The sequence below is a fragment of the Rhodococcus sp. P-2 genome, assembly GCF_016598535.1.
In the GTDB taxonomy this organism is placed as follows: Bacteria; Actinomycetota; Actinomycetes; order Mycobacteriales; family Mycobacteriaceae; genus Rhodococcus_F; species Rhodococcus_F baikonurensis.
This window is the reverse complement of record NZ_CP066779.1, coordinates 5398961-5421944: the sequence shown is the minus strand read 5'-3', so window position 1 is coordinate 5421944 and position 22984 is coordinate 5398961. Positions and strand designations below refer to the sequence as shown.

At 63.2% G+C, this 22984-nt stretch carries 26 protein-coding genes; 15 read left to right on the top strand and 11 right to left on the bottom strand.

The genetic code is table 11. The features are described 5' to 3' along the window. Nucleotides 1-15: 15 nt before the first annotated feature. Together I7X09_RS25250 and I7X09_RS25245 are read right to left on the bottom strand one after the other, a co-directional pair. Nucleotides 16-459 (bottom strand): MarR family winged helix-turn-helix transcriptional regulator, encoded by a 444-nt coding sequence (locus tag I7X09_RS25250; RefSeq protein ID WP_095972448.1) that lies wholly within the window; start codon nucleotides 457-459, stop codon nucleotides 16-18. Between the two features lie 33 nt (nucleotides 460-492). Next, the gene (locus tag I7X09_RS25245) at nucleotides 493-1056 is read right to left on the bottom strand and encodes a TetR/AcrR family transcriptional regulator (protein WP_200314229.1); all 564 of its coding nucleotides are present in this window, start codon (nucleotides 1054-1056) and stop codon (nucleotides 493-495) included. A 63-nt stretch (nucleotides 1057-1119) separates the two neighbouring features. Here I7X09_RS25245 and I7X09_RS25240 point away from each other — a divergent pair, with 63 nt between their 5' ends. Both I7X09_RS25240 and I7X09_RS25235 read left to right on the top strand, forming a co-directional pair. Continuing rightward, entirely contained in the window at nucleotides 1120-1800 is a 681-nt protein-coding gene (locus I7X09_RS25240; RefSeq protein ID WP_200314228.1) for a lysophospholipid acyltransferase family protein, read from the top strand. Between the two features lie 49 nt (nucleotides 1801-1849). After that, the gene (locus tag I7X09_RS25235) at nucleotides 1850-2563 is read left to right on the top strand and encodes a lysoplasmalogenase (RefSeq protein ID WP_007726757.1); all 714 of its coding nucleotides are present in this window, start codon (nucleotides 1850-1852) and stop codon (nucleotides 2561-2563) included. Nucleotides 2564-2567: 4 nt separating this feature from the next. Here I7X09_RS25235 and I7X09_RS25230 read toward each other — a convergent pair whose 3' ends face one another. Beyond that, on the bottom strand, nucleotides 2568-3011 hold the full coding sequence (locus I7X09_RS25230) for a hypothetical protein (protein ID WP_050656270.1): 444 nt from the start codon (nucleotides 3009-3011) through the stop codon (nucleotides 2568-2570). Between the two features lie 34 nt (nucleotides 3012-3045). Here I7X09_RS25230 and I7X09_RS25225 point away from each other — a divergent pair, with 34 nt between their 5' ends. The 5 genes from I7X09_RS25225 (at nucleotide 3046) to I7X09_RS25205 (ending at nucleotide 7085) form a co-directional block, all read left to right on the top strand. Further along, the gene (locus I7X09_RS25225; protein WP_200314226.1) at nucleotides 3046-3828 is read left to right on the top strand and encodes an SDR family oxidoreductase; all 783 of its coding nucleotides are present in this window, start codon (nucleotides 3046-3048) and stop codon (nucleotides 3826-3828) included. A 67-nt stretch (nucleotides 3829-3895) separates the two neighbouring features. Beyond that, nucleotides 3896-4495: a DUF6636 domain-containing protein gene (locus I7X09_RS25220; RefSeq protein ID WP_200314224.1), complete on the top strand. Its 600-nt coding sequence runs from the start codon at nucleotides 3896-3898 to the stop codon at nucleotides 4493-4495. Further along, the gene (locus I7X09_RS25215; protein ID WP_200314221.1) at nucleotides 4495-5187 is read left to right on the top strand and encodes a TrmH family RNA methyltransferase; all 693 of its coding nucleotides are present in this window, start codon (nucleotides 4495-4497) and stop codon (nucleotides 5185-5187) included. Before I7X09_RS25220 ends, I7X09_RS25215 begins: the two co-directional genes overlap by 1 nt. A 57-nt stretch (nucleotides 5188-5244) precedes the next feature. Further along, nucleotides 5245-6366 (top strand): glycoside hydrolase family 76 protein, encoded by a 1122-nt coding sequence (locus I7X09_RS25210; protein ID WP_003944321.1) that lies wholly within the window; start codon nucleotides 5245-5247, stop codon nucleotides 6364-6366. An 11-nt stretch (nucleotides 6367-6377) separates the two neighbouring features. Beyond that, a complete protein-coding gene (locus I7X09_RS25205; RefSeq protein WP_200314219.1) occupies nucleotides 6378-7085 on the top strand; it encodes an alpha/beta fold hydrolase in 708 nt (235 codons plus the stop codon). Here I7X09_RS25205 and I7X09_RS25200 read toward each other — a convergent pair. Beyond that, nucleotides 7048-8043 (bottom strand): GNAT family N-acetyltransferase, encoded by a 996-nt coding sequence (locus tag I7X09_RS25200; RefSeq protein WP_234036707.1) that lies wholly within the window; start codon nucleotides 8041-8043, stop codon nucleotides 7048-7050. The genes I7X09_RS25205 and I7X09_RS25200 overlap by 38 nt on opposite strands. A gap of 91 nt (nucleotides 8044-8134) precedes the next feature. Here I7X09_RS25200 and I7X09_RS25195 point away from each other — a divergent pair, with 91 nt between their 5' ends. Both I7X09_RS25195 and I7X09_RS25190 read left to right on the top strand, forming a co-directional pair. Next, entirely contained in the window at nucleotides 8135-9487 is a 1353-nt protein-coding gene (locus I7X09_RS25195) for an LLM class flavin-dependent oxidoreductase (protein WP_200314216.1), read from the top strand. 44 nt (nucleotides 9488-9531) lie between these two features. Further along, a complete protein-coding gene (locus tag I7X09_RS25190) occupies nucleotides 9532-10659 on the top strand; it encodes a GTP-binding protein (RefSeq protein ID WP_200314214.1) in 1128 nt (375 codons plus the stop codon). A gap of 11 nt (nucleotides 10660-10670) precedes the next feature. On the opposite strand, the gene I7X09_RS25185 is transcribed toward I7X09_RS25190, so the two are convergent. Both I7X09_RS25185 and I7X09_RS25180 read right to left on the bottom strand, forming a co-directional pair. Continuing rightward, nucleotides 10671-11333 (bottom strand): DedA family protein, encoded by a 663-nt coding sequence (locus I7X09_RS25185; protein WP_003944306.1) that lies wholly within the window; start codon nucleotides 11331-11333, stop codon nucleotides 10671-10673. Between the two features lie 29 nt (nucleotides 11334-11362). Continuing rightward, nucleotides 11363-12100 carry a VTT domain-containing protein gene (locus I7X09_RS25180; RefSeq protein ID WP_003944390.1) on the bottom strand — a complete coding sequence of 246 codons (738 nt, stop codon included), beginning with the start codon at nucleotides 12098-12100 and terminating at the stop codon, nucleotides 11363-11365. A 203-nt stretch (nucleotides 12101-12303) separates the two neighbouring features. On the opposite strand from I7X09_RS25180, the gene fbaA reads away from it, so the two are divergent. After that, nucleotides 12304-13341, top strand: a complete 1038-nt coding sequence (gene fbaA / locus I7X09_RS25175; protein WP_095972438.1) for a class II fructose-bisphosphate aldolase — start codon at nucleotides 12304-12306, stop codon at nucleotides 13339-13341. Between the two features lie 98 nt (nucleotides 13342-13439). Here the strand turns inward: fbaA and I7X09_RS25170 are convergent, their stop codons facing one another. Then, nucleotides 13440-14351 (bottom strand): Rv0361 family membrane protein, encoded by a 912-nt coding sequence (locus tag I7X09_RS25170; RefSeq protein WP_200314212.1) that lies wholly within the window; start codon nucleotides 14349-14351, stop codon nucleotides 13440-13442. A gap of 125 nt (nucleotides 14352-14476) precedes the next feature. Here I7X09_RS25170 and I7X09_RS25165 point away from each other — a divergent pair, with 125 nt between their 5' ends. The 3 genes from I7X09_RS25165 (at nucleotide 14477) to I7X09_RS25155 (ending at nucleotide 17046) form a co-directional block, all read left to right on the top strand. Then, nucleotides 14477-14893, top strand: a complete 417-nt coding sequence (locus tag I7X09_RS25165) for a DUF3151 domain-containing protein (RefSeq protein WP_003944361.1) — start codon at nucleotides 14477-14479, stop codon at nucleotides 14891-14893. Continuing rightward, on the top strand, nucleotides 14880-16025 hold the full coding sequence (locus I7X09_RS25160) for an FUSC family protein (protein WP_124567310.1): 1146 nt from the start codon (nucleotides 14880-14882) through the stop codon (nucleotides 16023-16025). Before I7X09_RS25165 ends, I7X09_RS25160 begins: the two co-directional genes overlap by 14 nt. A gap of 91 nt (nucleotides 16026-16116) precedes the next feature. Continuing rightward, complete coding sequence (locus I7X09_RS25155) at nucleotides 16117-17046, top strand: cation diffusion facilitator family transporter (RefSeq protein ID WP_124567309.1); 930 nt, start codon at nucleotides 16117-16119, stop codon at nucleotides 17044-17046. Here I7X09_RS25155 and I7X09_RS25150 read toward each other — a convergent pair. Next, nucleotides 17036-17500, bottom strand: coding sequence for a pyridoxamine 5'-phosphate oxidase family protein (locus I7X09_RS25150; protein ID WP_200318078.1), 465 nt, complete (start codon nucleotides 17498-17500; stop codon nucleotides 17036-17038). The genes I7X09_RS25155 and I7X09_RS25150 overlap by 11 nt on opposite strands. A 64-nt stretch (nucleotides 17501-17564) precedes the next feature. Between I7X09_RS25150 and I7X09_RS25145 the strand changes: the two genes are divergently transcribed. Beyond that, a complete protein-coding gene (locus I7X09_RS25145; RefSeq protein WP_200314210.1) occupies nucleotides 17565-18509 on the top strand; it encodes a helix-turn-helix transcriptional regulator in 945 nt (314 codons plus the stop codon). A 4-nt stretch (nucleotides 18510-18513) separates the two neighbouring features. On the opposite strand, the gene I7X09_RS25140 is transcribed toward I7X09_RS25145, so the two are convergent. Then, nucleotides 18514-19455: a DUF808 domain-containing protein gene (locus tag I7X09_RS25140; protein ID WP_124567307.1), complete on the bottom strand. Its 942-nt coding sequence runs from the start codon at nucleotides 19453-19455 to the stop codon at nucleotides 18514-18516. A 240-nt stretch (nucleotides 19456-19695) separates the two neighbouring features. Here I7X09_RS25140 and I7X09_RS25135 point away from each other — a divergent pair, with 240 nt between their 5' ends. Next, nucleotides 19696-20352, top strand: coding sequence for a class I SAM-dependent methyltransferase (locus I7X09_RS25135; RefSeq protein WP_124567306.1), 657 nt, complete (start codon nucleotides 19696-19698; stop codon nucleotides 20350-20352). Nucleotides 20353-20382: 30 nt separating this feature from the next. On the opposite strand, the gene I7X09_RS25130 is transcribed toward I7X09_RS25135, so the two are convergent. Both I7X09_RS25130 and I7X09_RS25125 read right to left on the bottom strand, forming a co-directional pair. Beyond that, on the bottom strand, nucleotides 20383-21552 hold the full coding sequence (locus I7X09_RS25130) for a thiolase family protein (protein WP_200314208.1): 1170 nt from the start codon (nucleotides 21550-21552) through the stop codon (nucleotides 20383-20385). Beyond that, nucleotides 21549-22964, bottom strand: coding sequence for an MFS transporter (locus I7X09_RS25125; protein ID WP_166810609.1), 1416 nt, complete (start codon nucleotides 22962-22964; stop codon nucleotides 21549-21551). Before I7X09_RS25125 ends, I7X09_RS25130 begins: the two co-directional genes overlap by 4 nt. Nucleotides 22965-22984 lie beyond the last annotated feature (20 nt).

Sequence of the window (22984 nt, the reverse complement as noted above, 5' to 3'; positions counted from 1 at the left end):
TCAGTGGTGGGTATTTCAGCTGGGGTCGGAAGTCTTGATGATGGACCGTAATTCGGCCAATCCGTCAGCCAGCTTCTTGATCTGTTCGGGCTCGAGTTCGACGAAGTGAGGTACCAGGGCGTCGGCGATCTCGTTTCGGCCGTCGTTCAATATCTTTCGCCCCTTCTCGGTCATGGCGACGCGCACTGCGCGGGCGTCCTCCGGGTCGGCGCGGCGTTCGACGTAACCGTGTTCGCCGAGTTTGCGTAGCAGCGCGGTGGCGGAGGGCTGCGAGCATCTGTCGAGCCGGGCGAAATCGCTGATGCGCATTTCGCCGTACTCCTCGAGAAGTGAGAGTGCGCGCAGCCAGGCGCGTGGGTACTGCTCGGACGCGAACGAACCTGCCAGCTTCGCGAAGCGGTGTGTATTGCTCACGAGGTCGACGAGTAGTTCATGCAGTTGCTGCTGGTCATCGGACACGAGAAATATTATTACATAGGGTAACTATGTAAATCAACGAGTGTGCGGAAGGTGGTTCGTCACAGTCGTGGTGACCAGCGCTGCGATGTCGAGGTCGGGGCAGACGAGCGTGAGGCTTCGATTTGCCGCCAGCACTGCGACGCCGTGGGTTCCCGTCCAGATGTTCAGTGCAGAAGTGCTGGGATCGGAGGCGTCGGCCTCTTCGGTCAGGGATTGCAGGGCGGCGAAGAGTGGGAGTGAAGACTCCCGGAGGTTGCTGCCTGCGCCCTCGAGGAGGTCGTGGCGGAACATCAACTCGAACATTGCGGGTCGCTCCTGGGCGAATGACACGTATTCGATTGCTGCCGAGATCAATCGGCTACGAGCGGGTTGTTTGCCGGCGAGGATGGGATCGAGTCTGTCGGTGAGATCGCGCAGGCCGTGTGAGGCGATTGCGGCAAGCAGGCTGTTGTGTGTCGGAAAGTATCTCCGCGGGGCGCCGTGCGACACGCCCGCGCGCCGCGCGATCTCCCGTAGCGTCAGTTCCGTGGCGCCGTCGATATCGAGAATCTCGACGCCGGTGGCGACAAGTGTTTCGCGAAGGCTGCTGACAGGCATGGAAGACAGTGTCTACTATCTTGAACGTAGACACTGTCTACTAGACGGAAAAGGTGATGCCCTGTGCTCTACTGGCTGTTCAAATACGTCCTGATCGGCCCGGTCCTCTGGCTGTTCGGGCGGCCGACGATCGAGGGCCAGCACCACATCCCCAAGAAGGGGCCGGTGATTCTCGCCGGCAACCATCGGGCAGTCGTCGACTCGTTCTTCCTGGTTCTCATGGTGCGCCGACGCATCACCTTCGTCGCGAAGAGTGAATATTTCACCGGGACCGGTGTGAAGGGCGCGATGCAGCGCTGGTTCTTCGGTGGAGCGGGTCAGGTGCCGATCGATCGTAGCGGCGCCGACGCCTCCCGTGCGGCGTTGGACACGGCAATCGGAATTCTCGACAAGGGCGGGGTCTGGGGGATCTATCCCGAGGGAACGCGATCACCCGACGGGTGCCTGTACAAGGGAAAGACCGGAGCGATTCGCGTTGCCCTGGAAACCGGAGCACCGGTCGTTCCCGTCGTCGTGCACGGCGGCGACGCCGTCAACCCGCCGGGGACGCGGATGTGGCGCTTCAGCAAGGTCCGGATCACGGTAGGGGAGCCGATCGACTTCTCGCGGTACCGCGAACTTCGGGGCTACCAGGCCGTCGTGCGCGCGGCGACGGACGAATTGATGACGGTTCTCTGTGAGCAATCAGGGCAGGAATACGTCGATGTCTACGGCGCGGACGTCAAATCCGGCGATGCCGCCTGAGTGACCCAGTACGGTCGCTGTTGGACGTGTAACCAACAGGAGGATTGTGATGGCGGGCAAGTGGGGCATCGAGCACGCAGTTTTTGCGGCGGCGACGGCAGCGACCGTGGTCGGGGCAGTAGTCGGTAACGAGCGGGTTCAGCAGATCGCGAAGCCCCTTATTGCACCCGCCCTGGCTGCCCGAGTGCTGCGCAAGCGTTCGGAGACGGAAACTGCCGATACCGCACTGCTTCTCGCCGGCCTCGCCGCTGCGACTGTCGGCGACGTGTTCATGATCGACCCGGACAACGATGCTCGTCTGATCAAGGGCGCGTCCTCGTTCGCGGTGATGCAGGCCAGTTACTCGGCGCTGCTGCTGCGCCGTGGCGCTCGGCCGACCCGCGCTGCCCTGCGGCCCCGCATCAGCGGTTGGTCGACGGCGTCCGGTCTGCTGCGTGCCAAGGCGCCGAGCGTGTCGACGCCGCTCACCGGATACGGATTGATGTTGGGAACCACCTCGACGTTGTCGGCGGACCCCGCGCTGGCACCGCAATCGAAGGCCGTGCTCGACGTGGTCGTCCCGAACAAGGATCGACGCTCGTGGCTCGGATTGGGCGGAGTGCTCTTCACCGCGTCCGACGGGCTGATCGTGGTGCGTCGACTGTTCATCCGCGGGACCGCCGGCCGCGCTGCTGCCGAGGGTGTGATCCTGGCGTCGTACGCGGGAGCGCAACTGATGCTGGTGGAGGGCATGTTGGCGCTGGGACGCAAGAAGAGCGTCTAGTTTTTCACGGGCACAGCATGATTCGGTCTCGGTTCTTCGGGTCCACCATGACGGTGACCGTGGATCCCGGAGTGATCTTGTCTTTGAACTCGGGCCGGATCTCGTACTCGATCCGGCCCGAATACGAATCGGAACCTGGAACCGTGAGGTGGAGTGCGAGCTTGGCCAACTCGCCGTCGACGGTTCGGCGCAGGGGTGTGACTTTGTCGATTCGTGCCCATCCTTCGAGGCCGTGCTTCTCGAGTTTGCGCTCGGCACGGGTCGGGCGGTTGGCCCAGGCCATTCCGAATCCGAGAACCGAGCCGAAAGCGGCGAGCAGCCCGCCGATCTGATAGGGCAGCGTGCCGGGTGGGGTGTGCTCGACCAGCCATCCGAGCCACACCGCGAGCACGATCAGATACCCCACCGCGATGAAACACACGGTGTGTACGACGCGACGGTGATTCATCAGATTTCCTCCACATCCAGGATAGCCTGACCGGATGAGCGAACCGAACGTCTTCATCACCGGTGCTGCGGCTGGAATCGGGCGGGAGACGTCGCTGTTGTTCGCGCGCAACGGATACCGCGTCGGCGCATTCGACATCGACGACGCCGGCCTTGCCTCTGTGAAGGCCGAGATCGACGGCTTCGGCGGCAGCGTCGTGACGGGTGTCCTGGACGTCACCGATCCGGCCGGATGGGCGCGGTGTCTGGCCGATTTTGCCGGGGAGTCAGGGCGTCTGGACATCCTGATCAACAACGCGGGCGTGCTCTCCTCGGGACGGTTCGGGGATATTTCTCTTGCGGCGCATCGCCGAATGGTCGACATCAACGTCACCGGCACGCTCAACGGCACGCACACGGCTTTCCCGTACCTCCGTGATACCGCCGGGGCGCAGGTAGTCAATCTGTGCTCCGCGTCGGCGATCTACGGCCAACCCGAACTCGCGACGTACGGCGCAACCAAGTTCGCGATCCGCGGCCTGACCGAGGCGCTCGATTTGGAATGGGCACAGCACGACATCCGCGTACTCGCGCTCTGGCCGTTGTTCGTCCAGACCGCGATGGTCACCGGAATGGACACCGGTGCCACCAGATCTCTGGGTATCAAGCTGACTGCCACCGACGTCGCGCAGGAGCTGTGGACGGCCACACGCGGCGCCGGTCGCGTACACAAGGTTCACTACCCGGTCGGAACTCAGGCGAAGCTCTTCCTCAGTGCGTCGCGGTTCTCGCCCGCGTGGCTCTCACGGCTGATGAACAAGCGCGTCACCAGCACTTAGTCGGCCGCACGATAGAGTGCACTGTCGGCTGTTGCTGGGCCAAGATGACGTGTGTGGAGGTAGTCGGGTGGTTCGTGTTCGGGTGGGGTTCGTGTTGTTGGGCGTCGGATCGGTGCTCGTGCTCGCAGGGTGCGGCGGGGAGGCGGATTCGGCACCGACCGTAGCGGCGCAGCCCAGTTCGACCACCACGACCGCGACACCGACGACAACAACCACCGTCGCGCCCGTCGTCACCACGACCACCGAACCACCGACCACGACGCTGCCGCCGACGACGACGCTCACGGACGTGCAGTTCGAGCGCAACGAGTCGTACTACTTCACCACTCCCGACGGTAACTTCCAGTGCGGCATCATCAAGTTGCCCACCAGAATCGAAGCCGGGTGCGAGGGAACGACCACCCCGGTCCCGCCGCGGCCGGAAAGCTGCATGGTCAACTGGGGCAACGGCATTCGCGTCACCGACGAGGGCGAAGGTGCTTTCATGTGTTCGGGCGGTGAGGTGTACACCTCCGGCGGCCCCGACGCCGATCCGGTGTTGGCCGCCGGTCAACCGCTGAGCAAACTGGGTTTCACCTGCACGACCACCGCGACAGACGTCTCGTGTGTCAACGATCAGACCACGCACGGCTTCACCGTGGCTGCAGATTCCAACGAGGTGTTCTGATGACCGAAGTCGCAGCCGACGACGTTTCCGGCGGGGCCGGTGAACCGGGACCCACCGAGTGGGGCGAGAATCCCAACGGTGTCGGACCGTGGGCCGAGGAACACGACACGGAACCGCCGACCGACGAGCGCTACGACCCGGTGCTGCTGGTCGAGGGTGATCGTCGAAACGTCTTGGACGAGTACCGGTACTGGACGCGGGAAGCGATAGTCGAGGACATCGACTCGCGCCGTCACACGATGCATGTCGCCATCGAGAACTTCGCGCACGACGCCAACATCGGCACGGTAGTCCGCACGGCCAACGCGTTTGCCGCAGCCGCCGTCCACATCGTGGGGCGTCGGCGCTGGAATCGGCGGGGCGCCATGGTGACCGATCGATACCAGCACATCGTTCACCACGCCGACATCGGCGAACTCGTCGAGTACGCCCGTGAGAATTCACTCACGATCGTGGCCGTCGACAACACTCCGGGGTCGGTGCCGCTGGAAACGGCAAGTCTGCCGCGAGAGTGCATCCTGCTGTTCGGTCAAGAAGGCCCCGGAGTGACCGATCATGCGAAAGAGGTTGCGTCCATGACGGTCTCGATCGCGCAATTCGGGTCGACCCGCAGCATCAACGCCGGAGTCGCGGCCGGTATCGCGATGCACGCGTGGGTCCGTGAGCATGCCGATCTCGCCGATTCCCGCTGATCTCGCTCTCGTATTCCGGCTAGCGCGTAGCGGCTCGACCAGACAGGATAGGTAGTTATGCAGGAAGTGTGGGCAGAGCGGGCCGATGCGGCTGAGGGCGCGATAGTCAGTCGTCACCTTCGGCGCCTGTGGGGGATGCCCCGGACAGCACTCGGCGTGGTTGCCTGGCCTGCAGTTCGGCGCGAGCGGATGTTCAAGCCCTGGCACTACTGGTGGCAGGCGCACCTGCTCGATACTGCAATCGACGCACTCGAACGTGACCCGACGCCCAAGCGTCGTCGCCGGGTGGCGAAGGTTGCCCGCAGTGTGCGGGTCCGCAACGTCTCGGCGTGGACCAACAACTACTACGACGACATGGCGTGGCTGGGCCTCTCGCTCGAACGTGCTCAACGCATGTTCTCGGTCGATCACCGGACCGCGGTCCAGGCGCTCGAATCGCAACTCTTCGATTCGTGGTCCCCGGCCGACGGCGGCGGCATTCCGTGGTGCAAAGGTTCCGACTTCTACAACACCCCGGCAAACGGACCTGCCGGAATCATGCTGGCGCGCACCGGAAAACTCTGGCGTGCGCAAGCAACGGCCGACTGGATCGACGAGACGCTGCGGGATCCGGACTCCGGACTGATCTTCGACGGTATCCGCCGCGACGGCACCCTCGAGCGCGCGATCTACTCGTACTGTCAAGGCGTCACGCTGGGGTTGGAAACCGAGTTGTCGACGCGATTGGGCGAGCCGCGTCACCGCGAGCGAGTCCACAAACTCGTCGACGCCGTGTACGACGGCATGACCGAGTACGGAGTCATCACGGGCGGCGGCGGAGGCGACGGTGGATTGTTCAACGCAATCCTGGCCCGCTACCTCGCCTTCGTGGTGGTGAACCTGTCCTGGGAGACGCACGAGGACCTACGAGCGCGCGAACTCGCAGCGCAGATCGTTCTGTCCTCCGCGGAAGCCGCCTGGAACAACAGACTGCAGATCGAAGGTCTGCCGCTGTTCGGGCACGACTGGACCAAGGATGCTCAGTTGCCGAGTCTGTCCGGCGACATCGCCACCTTCGCAGCTGGAACGGTGCGCTCGTCGAGCGTCCCCGAGCGAGACCTCTCGGTGCAGGTGGGTGGGTGGATGCTCATGGAAGCGGCATTTGTCGTCTCGGCGGCTGGATACCCGCGTAAGCGCTAGGCTTTTCCGTCATGGAATCCCGGCACGTGATCGACACCGACGGCGTTCGTCTTCACATCGACGTCGGTGGGTCGGGGTCGGACGTTCTGGTTCTCTCCGGCGGCCCGGGATGCGTTCACTATCTTGCTCAGGACGAGCTGGTCCCTGAAGGAATGCGCGCGTGGTGCCCTGAGCCGCGCGGAGTCGGCCGGTCCGGTGGCGGCGCTCATTCGATGACGCAGGCGGTTGCGGACCTCGAACTGGTCCGGCGCACCTTCGAGATCGACAGCTGGGTCGTGCTGGGGCACTCGTGGGGATCCGACTTGGCAGTGCGGTACGCACTCGACTGTCCGGAATCGGTGTCCGGCGTCGTCGGAATCGCGGGGCACGGCCTCCACAAGGACCGGACCTGGTCGAAGCAGTACGAAGCGGGGATCGAGCCGGACCCGCAGATACCTTGGGAACCTGTTGTCTGGCAATCGCTTCAAGAATCGTTCGTCGAATGGATTCATGAACCAAAGCTGTTTCGGCAGTTGGCCGACTCACCCGTGCCCATGACATTTCTCGCGGCAGCCGACGACATTCGCCCGTCGTGGCCGTTGCAGCAACTGGCCGCGCTGGTGCCGAACGGTAGTTTCGAGGTCGTCGACGGTGCCGCGCACAACTTCTGGCAGTCGCACCCGGGCCTGTGGAGGACGATCGTCACCGAGGCTTGTGCGACGCACTCTCGACTCTCCTGATCTCCACCAGGATCCGCTCCGCAACAGTCTGATATCCCAGGCTCCGATTGACAGTCAGCATCGGGTGATTTTCCGTGTTCACCGTCGTGTGAATCTTTTGCAGCAAAGGAAATTCAGCTGCCAACACAGCCGCTTGTTGCTCCTTGACCCACTGAGCGAGGCCATGCCCGCGGTGTTGGGGAAGTACCACGGTGTCGTGCTGCGAAGCGTGGGTGCAGTCGTGCTCGTCCACCGTCACTACTGTCGCTGCGGCCAATTCGCCGACGCCGTCGACCGCGCAGCACACCAGGAGTACCTGAGAGCCACCCGTCATCTTCTGTTCCCAGGATCTGACCTCGTCGGCTCCCCAATTACGTTCGGGCATCTGCAGTTCGGCGCCCGGTGCGTCGAGAAGTCGATTCAATGCCTCCGCGAAGGAGTGGACAAGCTCGTCGGGGGTTCGGTTGCGCCAACTGACGATTCGATAGCCGGGGCGATCGCTTTCTGCAGTGGGAGAGCTGAGGTGCTGCACCTGGTTGGCCAGTCGAAGCAGCACACGATGGCCGTCGAACTTGTGCAGGAAGTGTTCGGCCGCACTTCCCACGAGCGCGGTGACCCTGATTCTCCGCACGCCGAACCCGGTGATATCGACCTCGACGAGTTCGGACAGCGCTCGTCCTACTCCTCGTCGCTGCGAATGGGGCGTCACGTACATCCGAAACTCTGCGAGATCGGCTTCGGCTGAATTTCGTCGTGCCTGGGCGATACCGAGAACCTCGTCGGTGTCGGCGTCGCGTGCGATCCAACGCCACACATCGATCGAATCGCCTTCGGCCTCGATCATGTCCGCCAAGGCGGCCGCTGTCGGCGCAGTTCCGGAGAGCCGGCGTTGACCTTCGGAGAACACCTCACACCATTGCCGAAGAACAGGTGCCGAGTCCTCGGACGGTACGAACTCGGCTACGACTACACGGCTCACCCTTGTGACGATACCGAGCTGCCCACCCTGAGTTGGAATCACGCGAACCCTAACCCTGTCGGACGGCGGCGGCAGTTGCCAGCATTCAGGCATGTCTGATTCTCCGCGCCAACTGAGCCTCAACGCGTTCATCCACCCCGCCGGCCATCACGAAGCGGCATGGCGTCATCCGTGGACAACCCCGGAACGACTGTTCGACGTCACCTATTTCCAGGAGATCGCGCGCACCGCTGAGGCAGCGAAGTTCGACGGAATCTTCTTCGCCGACGGTCCCGCGTTGCGCAGCGACGTCGAGCACGGTCCAGCGGGGACGTTGGAGCCGATCACCTTGTTGACAGCCATCGCAGTGGCGACCGAGCGGATCGGTTTGATCGCGACGGCGTCGACGACGTACTACGAGCCGTACAACCTGGCTCGGCTGTTCGCCTCGCTCGACCACATCTCCAACGGACGCGCGGGGTGGAACATCGTCACCACCGGCACCGACCTGGCAGCAGCCAACTTCGGCCTGGCCAAGCATCCGGACCACGGTGACCGGTACTCGCGTGCACGGGAATTCGTCGACGCGGTGGTGCGCTTGTGGGACAGCTGGGAGGACGACGCGATCAGTCTGGACCGGGAGAACGGAATTTACGCGGACAGAAGCAAGATTCACGAGATCAATTACGTCGGCCGGCATCTTCGGGTGCGGGGACCGTTCAACGCACCGCGAACGCCGCAGGGATACCCGGTGCTGGTACAGGCCGGTGCGTCCAACGACGGTCGCGCGTTTGCCGGTCAGTACGCGGAGGCGATTTTCACAGCGCACCAGAGACTTTCCGATGCTCAGGCGTTCTACACCGACATCAAGTCGAGGGCCGCTCAGTTCGGGCGCAACCCCGATCACGTCAAGATCCTGCCCGGAATCAGCCCGTTCATCGGTGACACCGAAGAGCAGGCCAAGGCACTCGAGCGCGAGTTCAACGAGTTGACTTCGCCGGAGTACGGGCTCGCGCAGCTCGGTGCACTCACCGGAACCGATGTTCGGAATCTGGAACTGGATGCTCCGGTTCCTGTCGAATTGTTCGCGGCGGCAGGTGATGTCACCGACAACAAGCAAAGCAGATTGCAGGTGATCGCCGGCATTGTCGAGCGTGAGCGTCCGACGGTTCGGGGTCTGCTTCATCGTTTGGCGGGTGCGCGCGGACATCGGGTATTTGCCGGAACCGCCGAGCAGGTGGCCGACACTGTCGAGGAGTGGTTCACCAGCGGTGCTGCTGACGGATTCAACGTCATGCCGCCGTACTACCCGGGTGGGCTCGAGGTCTTCACCGAGCGTGTGGTTCCGATCCTGCAGGATCGCGGTTTGTTCCGGACCGAATACTCGGGTACGACGCTTCGCGATCATTTCGGTTTGCCGAGGCCCGAGAGCCAGTTCTCGGGTAGTGCGTCCGCAGTGCAGTAGGCCCGCTTCCCGTTGTTGATAATGACAATGGTTATCATTAAGGAATGAAGCAGCTACCGGTAACCGTGCTGTCCGGATTTCTGGGCGTAGGCAAGACCACACTCCTCAACCACATCCTCGCCAATCGCGACGGTCGGCGGGTCGCCGTCATCGTCAACGACATGAGCGAGATCAACATCGACGCGGCCCTGGTCGCAGGCCAGGGCCACCTCGATCGCACCGAGGAGAAGTTGGTCGAGCTGACCAACGGATGCATCTGCTGCACGCTGCGTGAGGATCTGATCGACGCCGTCGGCGCTCTGGCCCGAGAGGGGCGATTCGATCAGTTGGTGATCGAATCCACCGGCATCTCCGAACCGATGCCGGTGGCAGCCACCTTCGACTGGGAATTCGAGGACGGCTTCAGCCTCGGCTCGCTCGCGAAGCTCGACACGATGGTGACCGTGGTGGACGCGTCGACCTTCCTCGGCGAGCTGGCAAAAGGCGAACGACTGGACGAGCGCAACCTCGAAGCCGGGGAGGGGGACGGACGCAGCATCTCCGATCTCCTGGTCGATCAGGTGGAGTTCGCCGACGTCATCTTGCTGAACAAAACCGACCTGGTGAGCCAGCGGGCGGCGGGAACCGTCGAGGCAACGCTTCGCAGGCTCAACCCCACCGCGCAACTGATTCGCACCGACCACGGCAAAGTCACCCTCGATCGCGTCCTCGAAACCGGTCTCTACAACCCGGAACTGGCTGTGCAAGTACCCGGTTGGGACGAGGAACTGGCCGGTGGGCACACTCCGGAAACCGAGGAATACGGAATACGTAGCGTCACGTATCGCGCCTCGCGCCCCTTTCATCCTGCGCGACTCGAGGCTGCGCTCGGTCAGTTCGCGGGCCTCTTGCGAAGCAAAGGCTTCTGCTGGATCGCGAGTCGGCCCGAGTTCGCCGCGATCTGGTCGCAGGCAGGCCCCAACCTCGTCATCGAACCGGCTCAACTGTGGGCGTCGGCAGCGGAGGTACCGGGGCAGGAGATCGTGTTCATCGGAGTGAAACTCGACCCGACGGCGCCGTCACGAATCCTCGACCCAGCCCTGCTGACCGATGACGAACTACGCGAAGGGCCGCGGGCCTGGACGCGCTACGAGGACCCGCTACCGGCGTGGGACCGGAGCCACGTGCACTGAGCCGTGCGCTTCTAGTCGAGGACTTCTTCGACCTCGACGTCTTCGGCGGGGCGGGCCATCTCCTTGCGGTACTGCCAGATACCCAACGCGGTACCGATGACCAAGCTGACCATCATCACGATCAGCACGGCGGGTAGCAACCACGGAACGCGATCGAGGAACGAGCCACCGTAGAAACCGAGCAGCAAGAGCACCGGCGCCCAGATGATCGCGCCGATGGTGCTCGCGATGGTGTAGCGCGTGTGGTTCATCTTGGCTGCGCCGGCGACCATCGGGCACAGGGTGCGCACCCACGGAACCCAGCGGGCGATCAGGACCGCCCAGAACCCGTGTTTTTCCAACAAGATGTTGACGCGGTGCAAATTCTTCTCGGTGAAGTACTTGCCGCCCTTGCGGGCTTTGATGTGATTGCCGGTTCGGTGGCCGATGACGTACCCGACTTGGTTACCGGCAATGGCGGCAATCATCGCGCCCACCGACAGTGCCCATACGTGGCCTGCACCGGATTCGTGACCGGCAAGCACGATTCCGGCTGTGATCAGTAGCGAATCACCGGGCAGAAACAATCCGAGGATGATCGCGCACTCGATGAAGACGAACGTGACGACGATGATCCAGACCAACAGAGGCCCGGCAGTCTCGAGTGGGGAGAAACTGCCGGATGCGAGCGTCATCGTGGTCAGTTCTTCGCCTCGTTCTGCAATCAGGGGGTGGGGTCTTCGGGGACTGTCACCGTCGAATTGTCCGTAGTGGAAGTATTCGCCGTTTCACCACGTCTCGACGCCAGAATTCGCTTTCCGATTTCGAAGACGATCGGCAGAACCGACACCAGGACGATCAAGATGAAGATGTAGTCGACATTGTCGCGGATGAATTCGATCTGCCCCAGGAGGTAGCCGAGCAAAGTCACGCCGGCACCCCACAGGATGCCGCCGACGATGTTGTAGGTCAGGAACAGTGAGTACTTCATCTTCGAAGCACCGGCGACCACCGGTGCAAAAGTACGCACGATCGGCACGAACCGAGCCAGGATAATGGTGATCGGGCCGTGCTTTTCGAAGAAGGCGTGCGACTCGTCGATGTACTTCTTCTTGAAGAACCGCGCGTCGTCCGTCTTGAACAGGGCAGTTCCGCCCTTGGCGCCTATGTAGAACCCGACTTGGTCGCCCAGAATCGCGGCGATCGGAATGGTCACCAAGAGCACCCACAGAGGTGCGAACGGTTCGATCTCGGTGGACTTGGAAGCCGCGATCAGCCCCGCGGTGAAGAGGAGCGAATCGCCGGGCAAGAGCGGAAACAGCAGGCCGGATTCGATGAAGACCACCAGAAGCAATCCCACCAGAACCCACGTTCCGAAGGAATTCAAGAGGTTCACGGGATCGAGGAAGCCGGGCAGCAAGGCCAGGTTCGTCACGGATTCAGTTGCTGCCTGCACATTCACGGGGGCCAGAGTACCGGCCGAATCTGAGTGTTTCCCACCACCGCAGGTCATCGCGTCGGCGGCGGTGACTGATACCGGGCTTGTGTGGCGGCCGAGACCGCAAAGAGACGTGACGAGTCGGACTTGCCATACTGCTAGGACCACACGAAGCGCTTTCACATCGCCGAGCGCTCCGAACGACACGTATATGGAGGACTCCCGCCGTGCCTATCGCAACTCCCGAGGTCTATGCCGAGATGCTTGGTCGGGCCAAGGAGCATTCCTTTGCCTTCCCCGCCATCAACTGTGTCGGCTCCGAATCCATCAACGCAGCCATCAAGGGCTTCGCGGACGCCGGCAGTGACGGCATCATCCAGTTCTCGACGGGCGGCGCCGAGTTCGGTTCCGGTTTGGGCGTCAAGGACATGGTCACCGGCGCTGTTGCGCTCGCCGAGTTCGCACACGTGATCGCCGCAAAGTACGACGTCACCATCGCGCTGCACACCGACCACTGCCCGAAGGACAAGCTGGACACCTACGTGCGTCCGCTGCTCGCGATCTCGCAGGAGCGCGTCGACGCCGGTCGTAACCCGCTGTTCCAGTCGCACATGTGGGACGGCTCGGCTATCCCGATCGACGAGAACCTGGCCATCGCCAAGGAACTGCTCGCCCTCTCGAAGGCTGCACGCATCATCCTCGAGGTCGAGATCGGTGTCGTCGGCGGCGAAGAAGACGGCGTCGAGGCCGAGATCAACGACAAGCTCTACACCTCGAGCGAGGACTTCGAGAAGACGGTCGACGCTCTGGGCATCGGTGACCAGGGCAAGTACCTGCTCGCTGCCACCTTCGGCAACGTCCACGGCGTCTACAAGCCGGGCAACGTCAAGCTCAAGCCCGAGGTTCTCGAAGAGGGCCAGAAGGTCGCCGCTGCCAAGCTCGGCCTGGCTTCCGGTTCGCAGCCCTTCGACTTCGTCTTCCACGGTGGATCGGGATCGCTGAAGTCGGAGATCGAGGACTCGCTGAACTTCGGCGTCGTCAAGATGAACGTCGACACCGACACCCAGTACGCGTTCTCCCGTCCGATCGCAGGACACTTCTTCACCAACTACGACGGCGTCCTCAAGGTCGACGGCGAGGTCGGAAACAAGAAGGCATACGACCCGCGCAGCTACCTCAAGAAGGCCGAAGCAGGCATGACGGCTCGCGTCGTCGAGGCGTGCAACGACCTGAAGTCGGCCGGACGCTCGGTCTCGGCAGGCTGATCGGCTTCACAACTGAGCTACACAGAACAAAATGCGCGCCGGCGAAATTCTCGCCGGCGCGCATTGTCTGTTCAGGTACTTATTGTCTGTTCAGGTACTTACTTGCTGGGATCGCAGACCTTCCACGTGCCGTCCTGGCGCTCGAGGTCGAATGTGCGCCATGACTGCTCGCCCGTGCTCGGCAAACTTGCCTGGACCTGAGCGATCGCGGTGTCGTCGGTGATGCGAACCGCGTCGACAGCCCCGACCTGCGGGATCGTCTTCTGCGCGACGGCATTGTCGTGGACCTGAGCGAACGCCGTGTCGGGAATGGTGCGGTAGTACTCGCCCAACGCCCCACAGGTCGACGTTCGCAGCGTTGCCAGATCGCCGGTCTGCAGAGCGTCGACGTACGTCGAGATGGCGGTCTGGACCTGGGCTTCGGGTGAGCTTTCACCGCTACCGCTGTTGGACGAGACGAATACGGCGACGCCGATTGCCGCGAGGACGGCCACGCCGGCAGCTGCTGCCGCGATGTACCAGCCCTTGCCGCTGCGCTTGGTCTTCTCCGGCGCGGCGGGCTCGATGCGAGTCGGCATCGGCTGGGCCGGAGGTTGGGTCGCTGCGACACCAACACGTTGAGGCGCGGCGCGCTGCGGCGGTTGAGGCGCGGCGCGCTGCGGCGCCGGTGGTGGGGTCGGAGCTTGCCGGGGCGGTGGTGTCGGCCGCGAGGCTTTCGGAATCGCGACGGTGGCGGGCTCCGGTTTCGGCTGGGGTGTCGGGGCTGCTGTGGGTGCCGGAGTTGCCGTGGGAGCCTGAGTTGCCGTGGGAGCCTGAGTTGCCGTGGGGATCGCGACCGTTGGCGCACTAGCGGCCTTGGCGTCGCCGTCTGCCTTCGAATCCTTGCCGGCCTTCGAGTTCTTGTCTGCCTTCTGGATCGCCACAGTCGCAGGTTCGGTCGGGGCCGACTTCTCGGGCGCACCCTTCGGGGCTGCGCTCTTTGTCGAGTTGTCGTCTTTCGAGTCCGGCACGGGTAACCCTTCGGTCTTATGCAGCAATGACCATGTCAGGGTAACGACCGGTATGTAGCCTGCATAACTCCGACCGTCGGCGAGGCGGTCCTGTGGCAGAAAGGCGTAGCGGGCACAATGAGCGCATGACCCAATTCGGTGACCTGCTCGGACCCAAGCCCACCCTGCTTCCCGGCGACGACGAAGCGGAATCGGCACTGCTCAACCACGCTGACCCGGCCCAGGTCGCGGCCGACCATCCCACTGCCTCCATCGCGTGGGCCTACCTCGCCGAGGCTGCCCTGGACAAGGGCGAAACCATCACGGCCTACGCCTACGCGCGTACCGGCTACCACCGCGGACTGGACCAACTGCGTCGAAACGGTTGGAAGGGTTTCGGTCCCGTGCCGTACAGCCATGAACCGAACCGTGGCTTCCTGCGTTGCGTCGCTGTCCTGGCCAAGGCCGCGAAGACGATCGGTGAAGCCGACGAGTACGCGCGTTGCCTCGATCTGCTCGAAGACTGCGATCCCAACGCCGCCGAAGCGCTTGGCCTCGGTTAGCAGTTTCCGTCCGAGCCGGGCCGGTATCAAGGACCGGGCTCGCAAATCGGTGCGTCGGCTTCAAACGTCGGCGCTACCGATCATTCAATGTGCCTTGGCGGCCGGATTGGCGTGGTGGGTTGCCACCACGGTGATCGGGCACCATGCGCCGTTCTTCGCGCCGATTGCCGCCGTGGTCTCGCTCGGTCTGTCGTTGGGCGCCCGACTCCGACGCTCGTTCGAGTTGGTTGCGGGAGTCACGGTCGGTATCGGAATCGGTGACCTGATCATCTCCGGCATCGGGAGCGGGCCCTGGCAGATCAGTTTGGTCGTTGTTCTGGCGATGTCCGTGGCGGTGCTTCTGAACAGCGGACCGATTTTCTCCATGCAGGCGGGAAACTCGGCGGTGCTGGTGGCGACGCTGATCCCGCCGGGCGGCAGTGGCGGACCCGATCGCATGATCGATGCCCTGGTCGGTGGCCTGGTGGGCATCGCTGTGGTCGCGATCATCCCCACCCACCCGGTACGACGCGCACGCAAGGATGCTGCATCGATTCTCGGAACCGCTTCCGAGGTACTGCAATTGGTGGCAGACGGGCTTGTCGCGAACGACCCTGACCCGATCGTGAAGGCGCTGCAGAAGGCGCGCGCAACTCAAGGTGCCATCGACGGTTTGCGCAGCAACCTTCTCGGCGGGCGCGAGATCAGCCGAATCTCCCCGCTGTACTGGAACAGTCGACCGCGCCTCGAAAGGCTCATGGCGACAGCCGATCCCATCGACAACGCGATGCGCAACATTCGAGTGCTCGCGCGTCGTTCGTTGACGTTGGTCAGGGACGACGAGATCCTCGATCCGCGTCTGGTAGCTCAGGTGGAGCGCTTGTCGAAAGCCGTCGAAGTTCTGAAGGAGATGATCCTGGCGGAGCCGGGGGAGCAGCCTGATCAGGCCGAAGCAGCGCGCGTCCTGCGCTCGGTCGCAAAGGAGCTGAAACCGGCGATAGTCGAGAACGCAGGACTGTCCTCGACCGTGGTGTTCGCCCAGATTCGCTCGCTGGTCGTCGACCTCTTGCAGGTAGCAGGCATGAAGCGCATCTCGTCGATCGCCACTCTGCCGCCCACTGTGCCTCATCCCGCGTACGAGCCGGATCACTGACCTCTGCCGTTTCCCGCTCACTGAGCAACTCATTGTATGTATGCGAATGTATGCATATGCTCTGAGGAGGACTTGGGAGGGAACAGGACAAATGGGAGCAGGGCACGGTCATTCACATGGCCACTCGGCAGCAGATTCGGTCGGCGTAGGACCGTCACCGCAACGCATCAGGAAAATGGCGATCGCGCTTGCGATTCTCGTTGCATTCCTCGTGCTCGAAGCCACGGTCGGCATCCTGATCAACTCGTTGGCTCTGCTCGCCGACGCCGGTCACATGCTCACCGACGTGGTGGGTATGGCCATGGGACTGACAGCGTTGTTGCTCGCGAAGAAGGGCAGCACCACCGCTGCCAGGACTTTCGGTTGGCACCGCGCCGAGGTGTTGACCGCCATGGCCAACGCGGTGATGCTGCTGGCCGTTGCGGCCTGGGTCTTCTACGAGGCAATCGGCCGGATCGGAAACGAACCCGAGATTCCCGGCGGCGCCCTGATCATCACTGCTGCCGCCGGTCTGGCCGCGAACATCGTTGTGATGCTGATGCTGCGCGGCGATTCCAAGGACAGCCTCGCGGTGCGTGGCGCGTACCTCGAAGTGCTTGCCGACGCGGTCGGTAGCGTCGGCGTTCTGATCGCCGGTGGCCTTGTCCTGGTGTTCAACTGGACGTGGGCGGACGTCGTCGTCGGTGTTCTCATCTCGCTGTGGGTGGTGCCGCGTGCGATCAAACTGGCTGCAGCATCGCTTCGCATTCTGACGCAGGCGTCGCCCGCCGACGTCGACGTCGAAGCTGTCGAGGCCGACCTGGCCGCACTGCCGAGCGTGATGGGTGTCCACGACCTGCACGTCTGGACGCTCACTACCGGGATGGATGTCGCGACGGTCCACCTGACCAGTGACGCGAATTCGTCGAACGTTCTGGAATCCGCGCGCACCGTCCTCGAAAGTCACGGTCTTTCCCACGCCACTGTCCAGGTGGAATCGTGTGCCAACGGCGAGCATTGCGAGAAGAACGTCACTTGGTGAAGCGGGTGATCTCCTTGCCCGGCTTCCAGAGGTCGACGTACATGTGTTCCCCGTCGACGGTCGTGTGCACCACCTCGTCGATATCGAGGACAAAGAGGTGCAGGGGTTTCGGAACCTCGTAGGTGTAGCTTTCCAGAACGGCTTCGAACTCGTCGCCGGTCACCTCGCGTGCAATTCCGGCGATCTTCGCATCGCCGCCTTCCATCGTGTGCTCGCCGGGATTGCTGTGGAGGGCGTAGCGCCCGTCACGGACGAGGTCCTTCGCCTTGAGAGCGCCGAACATCGAACCGAGCACCAACCGTCCGTCGAGGATTGCGACTTCGGTGCCGCTGACCCGCGGGGAACCGTCCTTGCGCAGCGTTGCGAGGACGTGATGCTTGTGGGCTGTGAACCGCGCTTGAACCGCGTCGGCAAGGGTGGGAACTTCTTCGGAGAATTGCTTCCAGGTGACCATGACGGTCATTGTGCACCCCTATTCCTGACAACTTCTGTCAGTGATTCTCGGTAATGTTCGCACCATGAGATCCGCGCGACTGCTCCAACTCATGTTGCGTTTGCAGGGCAGCCCTGGCGTCGTCGCAGATCAATTGGCCGACGAGTTCGGTGTATCGGTGCGGACGATCTACCGCGACGTGGCCTCGTTGTCGGCTGCCGGTGTGCCGATCTGGACCGAGAGCGGTCCTGGCGGCGGCATCCATCTGCTCGACGGTTGGCAGTCCAAGCTGTCCGGCATGACGGACGACGAGACGTCGGCACTCATGCTGTTGGGCGTACCGTCCATCGCTGCGGACCTCGGGCGATCCGACGCCGTCGGTTCGGCAGGGGCCAAACTACTCCGCACCCTGCCCGGTCCGCTGCGCGAGAGTGCGCGCTTGTGGCAGGACCGAATCCTGGTGGACGTCCCGGGCTGGTTCGGCGGCGTCGACGACATCTCTGCGCTTCCGCTCATAACATCCGCTGTGCTGGTCTCGCGTCGACTGCGCTTCGTCTACCGCGATCGCGAGCGGACGGTCGAACCGCTGGGGCTGGTCATCAAAGCCGGCGTTTGGTATCTGGTGGCGGGGATGAACGGTCGAACGCTGTCGTTTCGAGTCTGCCGCATCAAAAATACGGTGGTAGAAGATGATTCGTTCACCCGGCCGGTGGATTTCGATCTGCCGTCGTGGTGGGCTGCGTCGATGGCCGAGTTCGACCGGTCGCTGCTTCGTTTCGACTGCCAGGTGCGGTTGTCACCAGAGGGCAGGCGCCGGCTCCCCGATGTGGTGGGCGAGCTTGCGGCTGCTGTCGAAGTGGGACCCGAGGACGACGACGGATGGGTGGGCGCTTGGCTGAAACTCGAGAGCGAAGCCGTCGCGCTCTCACAGTTGATCGGGCTGGGAGCCGACGTCGAGCTGCTCGCACCCTCGTCGTTGCGTGAAGGGATGCGAACTGTGGCGGAGCAGATGGTGCTCCGCCACAGGTAGGCGATCAGGCCGTCGCAGAACGCTTTGCGAACAGGCGGGTGATACCGAGTTGAGCTGCGACGATGATGGCGCCAACCACCAGACCCAGCGCTGCCGAGGCAAGGGTGTTGACGATCCACGCCAGTACGCCACCGACTCCGGCGATGTCACTGACTGCTTCTTCTCCGTGATGAACGGCGTCGTACAGCGGGTGGAAGCCCAGTTCGTCGATGCCGACCAACAGGATGTGGCCACCGACCCACAGCATCGCGGCAGTACCCACCACCGAGAGCACCGACATCACGTGAGGCATACCGCGAACCAGTCCACGGCCGACCTTGTGGGTGAAACCCGACGACGTCTCGGCGATTCTCAAGCCGATGTCGTCCATCTTCACGATCAGTCCGACGACGCCGTAGACGACCACGGTGATGACAACCGCCACGACGGCAAGGATCACCAACCGGCTCCAGAAGCCTTCACCTGCGATGGTGTTGAGTGCGATCACCATGATCTCGGCGGACAAGATCAGGTCGGTGCGGACGGCACCCGAAACCACGGCCTCTTCGTCGCGAGGGTGCTCGTCGGCCGTTTCGTGGTGATCACCGTGGCCGAATATCGCACCCCAGATCTTGTGCACTGCTTCATAGCTGAGGTAGCAGCCACCGACCATCAACAGCGGCGTCAGGAGCCAGGGAAGGAACTGACTGAGCAGCAGAGCGATCGGCAGGATGATCAGCAGCTTGTTGCGCAGCGATCCGATGGCGATGCGCTTGATGATCGGTAGTTCGCGCTCGGCCGCGAGTCCACGGACGTACTGCGGGGTGACGGCTGCGTCGTCGATCACGACACCTGCAGCTTTGGCCGTCGCCTTACCGGTTGCGGCAGCAACGTCGTCGATCGAGGCCGCGGCCATGCGAGCCAGGGCCGCGACGTCGTCGAGCAGAGCGAACAGTCCGCCGGCCATCACAGACCTCCCGTGGAATCAGTGAGAAAAGGTGGCCGGACCGAACCGGTGACGCAGTTACTTGATCGCACGAGGTCTCTATCCATGATCGTCGTAGGTGAGGTCAGGTCACCTGGAACGATACCGGGGGCATCCGTCACGGACGACCTCGCTCGGCCGGTTGCCCTTCGTCACGAAAGGTCTTCCCGACCCGGTGCTCGCGTGTAAGACTGCACAGAAGATCGATCGAAACGGGGCACTATGCGTGAACCAGACACTGCACAGGTCGCCAAGACTTTCGACGCAATGGCGGCGCACTACGACCGACAGATCGGGCGCTTCGAACGTTTTGTGCTCGGTGACGCCCGGAAATGGGCTGTGGACCAGGCGCATGGCCGCGTGGTCGAGATCGCCGTGGGAACCGGACTGAACCTGCCGCTCTACGGGGACGACGTCGATTACGTCATCGGCGTGGACATCTCGACTGCGATGCTCGATCAGGCCAGGCTCAAGGTCTCCGAGGGAGTGAAGACCGAAGTCGACCTACGACTCGGAGACGTGCAAGCACTCGATGTTCCCGACGAGTGCGTGGACACATTGGTCTCCACCTACGCCTTTTGTACGATCCCCGATCCGGACCGAGTTGCGAGCGAAGCGTTTCGAGTCCTGGTGCCCGGCGGTCGATTCGTTCTCGCCGAGCACGGACCGAGCAAGAACATTGTGGCTCGTACATTGATGAAGGTTGTCGAACCGCTTTTTGTTCGGTTCGGTGCCGATCATCTCACCCGCGAACCGATTGGATACCTCGAAAACGCCGGTTTCCTGATCGACGAGGTGCAGCGCACCGGACGGGGTGGAATCGTGTTCCGGGTCGTTGCGCGCAAGCCGGACCCCGAATGGACGGCACTCGGTCACTGATGTCGGAATGCCGTCCATCGGGGAGAGTGCTCAGCCCAAGCGTTCCAGGATGGTCGCGTTGGCCAACCCGCCTGCCTCGCACATGGTCTGGAGTCCGTAGCGCGCGCCGCGCTGTTCCATGGCGTTGACCAGGGTGGTCATGATCCGCGTTCCACTGCCGCCTAGTGGGTGGCCGAGCGCGATGGCACCGCCGTGGACGTTCACCTTGGACAGGTCGACGCCGGTGTCTGCTGCCCACGAGAGGACCACTGGGGCAAAGGCTTCGTTGACCTCGAACAGATCGATGTCCGAGACCGTCAAACCCGCACGGGCCAGGACCTTCTGCGTAGCGGGGATGACCGCGGTGAGCATGTACAGCGGATCGTCGCCCGCGACCGCGAAACTGTGCAACCGTGCCTTCGGGGTGAGTCCGAGTTTCGCGGCGATTTCACTGGTCGTGATCATCACCGCCGAACTGCCGTCCGAAAGGGGGCTGCTGTTGCCTGCGGTGATGGACCAGTCGATCTGTGGGAATCGCTGTGCGTAATAGTCGGACTCGAAGGCGGTCCGTAGGCCGGCAAGGGTCTCGACGGTGGTGCCGGGGCGGATGGCCTCGTCGACCGACAGCTGCGGGAGAGTTGCGAGTTCCTTGGTGAAGTACCCACTTTCGGTTGCCAGCGCGGCTTTCCGATGACTCGACGCCGAGAACTCGTCGAGTTGGGTGCGGCTCAGTCCCCACTTGGCGGCGATCAATTCGGCGCTGATGCCCTGCGGTACCAGACCGTCCGGATAGCGCTCTTCGAAACCCACGCCGAGCGATTCGCGCCCGATGCTGCTCGAGCCCATCGGCACTCGGCTCATGGACTCGACTCCGGCCGCGACAACGATGTCGTATGCACCGGCAATAACGCCCTGAGCGGCAAAATGAACTGCTTGTTGGCTACTTCCACACTGGCGGTCGACGGTGGTTCCCGGCACCGACTCGGGGTAGCCGGCGGCGAGAAGAGCAGTGCGAGTGACATTCTGGCTCTGTTCACCGACTTGGCTTACCGCACCACCGATGACGTCGTCGATCAGCGCTGCATCGATTCCGGTGCGTTCGACTACCGCTGTGAGGCTGTGGGCGAGGAGGTCGACGGCGTTGATGCCGTGCAGGGCGCCGTTCGCCTTTCCCTTGCCGATCGGAGTGCGAACGGCTTCGACGATAACTGCGTCTCTCATGACAAATTCCTTTCAGGGACGGCGGATTCAGCAGGGACAACTGGGGTGGGTGTGGTCGCAGGTGTCATTCCCAGCGATGCCAGAGCAGACGCGAGCGCGACGGCGAAGATCACCCACCAGGCCTGGCGGAAGGTGTCGTAGTCGACAGCAGAGCCGAGAACCGCGATCAGAACGCTCACGCCGAGAACGGTTCCGATCTGTCGGCTCATGCTGACGATTGCACTACCGGTGGCCGATCGAGCCGGTGCCAGATCCGCCGTGGCCTGCGACAGAATGGTCGGCAGGGCAAGACCGACACCGATCCCGGCGATGATCCAGCCTGGAAGAAGTCCGGTCGCGTAGTTGGGCGTCGTATCGACCGAGACGAGGACCAATACCGTTCCGACGGCCCACAGAAGGCTGCCGAGTGCGGCGACGCGACCGGCCGAGTACTTGCGCGAAAGCGATCCACCGGCGATGGCGAACAGCGGAACCAGAAGCGGACCCGGTGAGACGGCGAAGCCGGTACGCAATGCCGAGTATCCCCAAACTTCTTGCAGCCAGAGGATGTTCGAGAGCAGGCCGGCGGCGAACGCTGCGCTGAACAGAATGGCGGTGACGTTGGACCAGGCAAATGAGCGGATCTTCAGAAGATCCGGAGCAATCAACGGAGTTCGGTGACGAGAGTTGCTCCACCAGAACGAGAGTAGTGTCACGGCGGCCACCGCGAAGGCGATCAGAACGCGACTGTCGGTCCACCCCCAGTCAGGTCCTTGCACGAGTGCCAGTGCAAGGGAGCCGACTCCGACTGTGAGCAGGGCAGCGCCGACGACGTCGATCCCGGCATCGGGGTCCTTGTGGGTCGTGTCCGGTACGAGTCGGACTGCCAAGTAGAGCAACACGATCCCCACCGGAACGTTGATCAGGAAGACCCAGCGCCACGACGCCTCGACGAGAATGCCGCCCACGACGGGGCCGAATGCCGCGGCAGCCGCACCGGCCGCCGCCCAGATGCGCACGCCGGATTGACGTTTCGCAGCCGGGAGGGCACTGATCAGGAGGCCGAGGCTGGCCGGGGTGAGCGCCGCGGCGCCGACCGCCTGGACGATGCGGAAAGCCACCAGCGCCCACAGTGACGGACTGAAGGCGCAGGCGGCGCTGGCGAGGGTGAACAGTGCGAGACCGGCGATGAAGGCGCGTTTGTGTCCGATCCTGTCCGCCCAGCGTCCGAGGGGGATCAACAGCGCGGCGTAGACGATCGCGTAGCTGTTGAGGATCCAACTGAACTCACCGAGCGAGTGACCCGGGTAGCTCTTGGCGATGTCGCCGAAGGCCACGTTGACCACAAAGAGGTCGAGGCTGGCGACGAACGGCGCCCCCGACAGTATCGCGAGAAGGGGTCCGGTCCGCACCGGCTGGCTATGAAGTTCCATAGTCAGCAATCTAGACTCTG